Source organism: Brachyspira sp. (genome assembly GCF_050873525.1).
Classification (GTDB): domain Bacteria; phylum Spirochaetota; class Brachyspiria; order Brachyspirales; family Brachyspiraceae; genus Brachyspira.
The window spans coordinates 1-3604 of record NZ_JBNMIZ010000248.1; the positions used below are offsets into that span (position 1 = coordinate 1).

Genomic DNA, 3604 nt, shown 5'->3' on the forward strand with positions numbered 1-3604 from the left:
AGTATAGTATAGTATAGTATTTTGCATAAATTTTCTACTAATTTTTAATTTGAATTAATTATAACACTTCGTTAAAAAATGTCAATACTTAATTAAAATAAATTTAGTTGATAATTTTAATTTTTTAATATATTATTAATCGAAAATCAAAAATCTATTTAATAATTTAAGGAAAATATTATGCGTTTATCTAAACTCTTTATGCCGACTTTAAAAGAAGCGCCAAACGATGCCATAATAGCGTCAAATAAATTAATGATTAGAGCGGGACTTGCAAGAAAAATATCTAACGGTTTATATTCATATTTGCCTTTGGGAGTGAGAGTATTAAATAAAATCTCAAATATCATAAGAGAAGAGATGAACGCTATAGACTCGAACGAATGCATAATGCCTTTGCTCGTTTCAAAAACTTTGCTTACTCCTTCGGGAAGATGGGAAAGATTCAAAAAAGAATTATTCAGATTAAAAGACAGAAACGATATTGATATGGCAATGGGACCGACTCATGAAGAAGCCTTTACGATTACCGCTCAAAATGAAATTCAATCATATAAAGATTTGCCTTTAATTTTATATCAAATACATACAAAATTTAGAGATGAAATCAGACCGCGCTATGGAGTGATTCGCTCGAAAGAATTTATTATGAAGGACGCATATTCTTTCAATATGACAAAAGAATCGTTAGATAAAAGTTATAACGATATGAGCAAGGCTTATACGAAAATTTTTAAGAGGATGGGATTAAATACCGTGAGCGTGAAAGCGGACAGCGGAGCTATGGGCGGAGAAGGAAGCGAAGAATTTATGGTTTTAAGCGAAGTGGGAGAAGAGACGATAATATTCTGTTCAAAATGCGATTATCGGGCAAATGTCGAAAAAGCGGAAGTTAAAGCGGAAGAAATTGCAAAAAACTATAGCGATAAACCTTTGGAAGAAGTTTATACTCCAAATATAAAAACGATTAACGATTTGGAAAAATTTTTTAATACTTCTGCGAATAATTTTATCAAAACTATTTTATACAAAACGGAAGAAAACGAAATTATAGCGGTTATAATAAGAGGAGATTTGGAAATTAACGAAACTAAATTATCAAACGCTTTAAGCGGACTCGAAATAGAATTGGCGGACGAAGAAACGGTTAAAGAAATTACGGGAGCGAAAGTCGGATTTGCATCGCCGATAGGATTAAAAAAGAAAATAAAAATCTATGCGGATTATTCTATAAAATCGGTTTCGGACGCTATAGTCGGAGGAAATAAAGACGACACTCATATAAAAAATGTGAATATTGAAAGAGATATTAAAGTCGATATTTGGGGCGATTTCAGGGCGGCGAAAGAAGGCGATAAATGTCCTCAATGCGGAGAAAAATTATATCAAAAAAAAGGTTTGGAATTGGGACATATTTTCAAATTGGGCGACAAATATACTAAAGCGTTCGATTTTAAAGTATTGGATGAAAACAATAAAGAAGTTTTTCCAATAATGGGCTGTTATGGGATTGGATTAAATAGAACTTTGGCTTCGATTATAGAACAAAATTATGACGACAAAGGAATAATTTTTCCGATTACGGTAGCTCCTTACGAAGTTATAATAATCGCCGTTGATAAAGAAGGAGAGAATTCTTTTAATAAAGCGGTTGAAATTTATGATTCGCTAAACTCCGCTGGAATTGAAACTTTACTTGACGACAGAAATTTAAGGCTCGGCGTAAAATTAAACGACTGCGATTTAATAGGAATTCCAATGAGAATTATTGTAGGTAAAAAATCTTTAGAGAAAGGAATTGTTGAATTCAAATTAAGAAACTCTGCTCAAAGTGAAGAGATTAAAATTGAAGATATAGCGGAATTTGTTAAAAGTAAAAAAGAAGAATTATTTAACGAAATAAAAAAATAATTATTCCCGTTTGTAGAGATAGTTTTTATCTTCATGTGTCGGTAATGACGAATTTTTATCTGTCATTGCAAACTTTCTAAACCGTCATTGCGAACGGTAGTGAAGCAATCCACTTTTAATAGATTACTTCGGGCTAAAGCCCTCGTTCCCTAGGCTAAAGCCCACAGAGTGCGGGACGCCTTCGGCGAATGACAGCTAAAAAACATTGTCGTTGCTAACCTTTAAAATAGTCATTGCAGACTTTCTAAACCGTCATTGCGAACGGTAGTGAAGCAATCCAATCTGTATAAATTATTTAACAAATAACATAAAAAATAAAGGAGAAGACTTTTTAGCCTTCCCCCAATTTTAATATATTACTTACACACTCTCATTGTCTTAATTCTTATGTCCCGGCAAAAACAAGAATTCCTTATTACGCCAGCTATCCGAAAATAACGCGCTATGATTCAAATGTTTATCTATAAAATCGGGCTTTTGTCCCAAATATAAATTATGATTAGTCATATAGGGCATATTTTGTGGCGTGAAATAAATTCCCGGATGATTGGCATATTCTTTATAATAATTATATATTCCATGATAAGCGTAATAAGAATGAACGGACGCGGCGCCAGAATATCCATGATTCTCGTAATCATACATAACGAAAACTTCTATAAAACCCGGATTTATATATTGTCTTTCAAATAAATTATTTGCAAAAACAGGTCCATTATGGAAAGTTTCTACATTATGACGATAAGTTACGAAACCGAATACTCCTTTTCTAAATGGATTATCGCCGTCATATTTTTCCCTTGCCTGCTCGGTTGTCAAAGTATTAGCGTAAATGCCTCCAACCGTATAGACGCCTCTTTTCGACCAGCTAATATTTACTATAGCCTTACGATTATCGTTAATTCCGAACCTCGTCTTATGTCCCATTTCTATATTAATATCTCTATACTCGATTATAACCGCTCCAATAAATTTTTTGATGATTTGGTTGTCTTCTTTATAAACCATATCGCCGTTTTCATTGAAGTAATAATAATCCTGCGCGCTATATTCTCCATGCGTATGTCTATTTTGAAAATTATCAATACCTCTATTATTCGCTTCATTTTTAATGGCAAAAACTTTTCCATCGTTTGCCGCTTTTCTGTTGATTTGCTCTAACCATAATTGTTTTAATTTGTTTGTGTCTTTATAGCTTACATTGGTAAAACCTTCTCCTCCCACTGCAAAAGGAGCGCGAACTTTGTAATAATTGTTCGGATTGTCGTCTTGGAAAGGCTGATTATCGTCTGTTGTCGAATTTGTATTATCGTCTGGCGAAGTTGGTTTATCATTTGTCAAAGTCGGTTTACCGTCTGGTAAATTTGGCAAATTTGTGTTACCGCCTCCGCTACTTGTATTGTCTCCGCCGCTCACATTTCCGCTCGAATAACTTCCCGTAATTTCGTCTGCTCCTCCAATGCAGGAAACAAATCCCGCAACCAAAATAATTGCTACCATTAAAAATGCGATAGTCTTAAATGTTCGCTTTAACATATAAAGCCTCCTTCAAATAAATTTTTTATTTATAAGGATTTCGTTTTTTTAATTAATTAATTTTAATCAATTTAGAATTTCCTCAAATCAATTAATCGTCAAAACTTTATCCTTAACGATAATAGTATAATAAATTTATTAAGTAAAGTCAAGTAGA

2 protein-coding genes are annotated in these 3604 nt (G+C 32.9%); one reads left to right on the plus strand and one right to left on the minus strand.

Going from position 1 to position 3604, the window contains the following annotated elements; all coding sequences use genetic code 11:
- Positions 1-180 precede the first annotated feature (180 nt).
- On the plus strand, positions 181-1911 hold the full coding sequence (locus ACR0QS_RS12030; protein WP_432633695.1) for a proline--tRNA ligase: 1731 nt from the start codon (positions 181-183) through the stop codon (positions 1909-1911).
- A 378-nt stretch (positions 1912-2289) separates the two neighbouring features.
- Here ACR0QS_RS12030 and ACR0QS_RS12035 read toward each other — a convergent pair whose 3' ends face one another.
- Positions 2290-3447, minus strand: a complete 1158-nt coding sequence (locus ACR0QS_RS12035; protein ID WP_432633696.1) for a hypothetical protein — start codon at positions 3445-3447, stop codon at positions 2290-2292.
- Positions 3448-3604 lie beyond the last annotated feature (157 nt).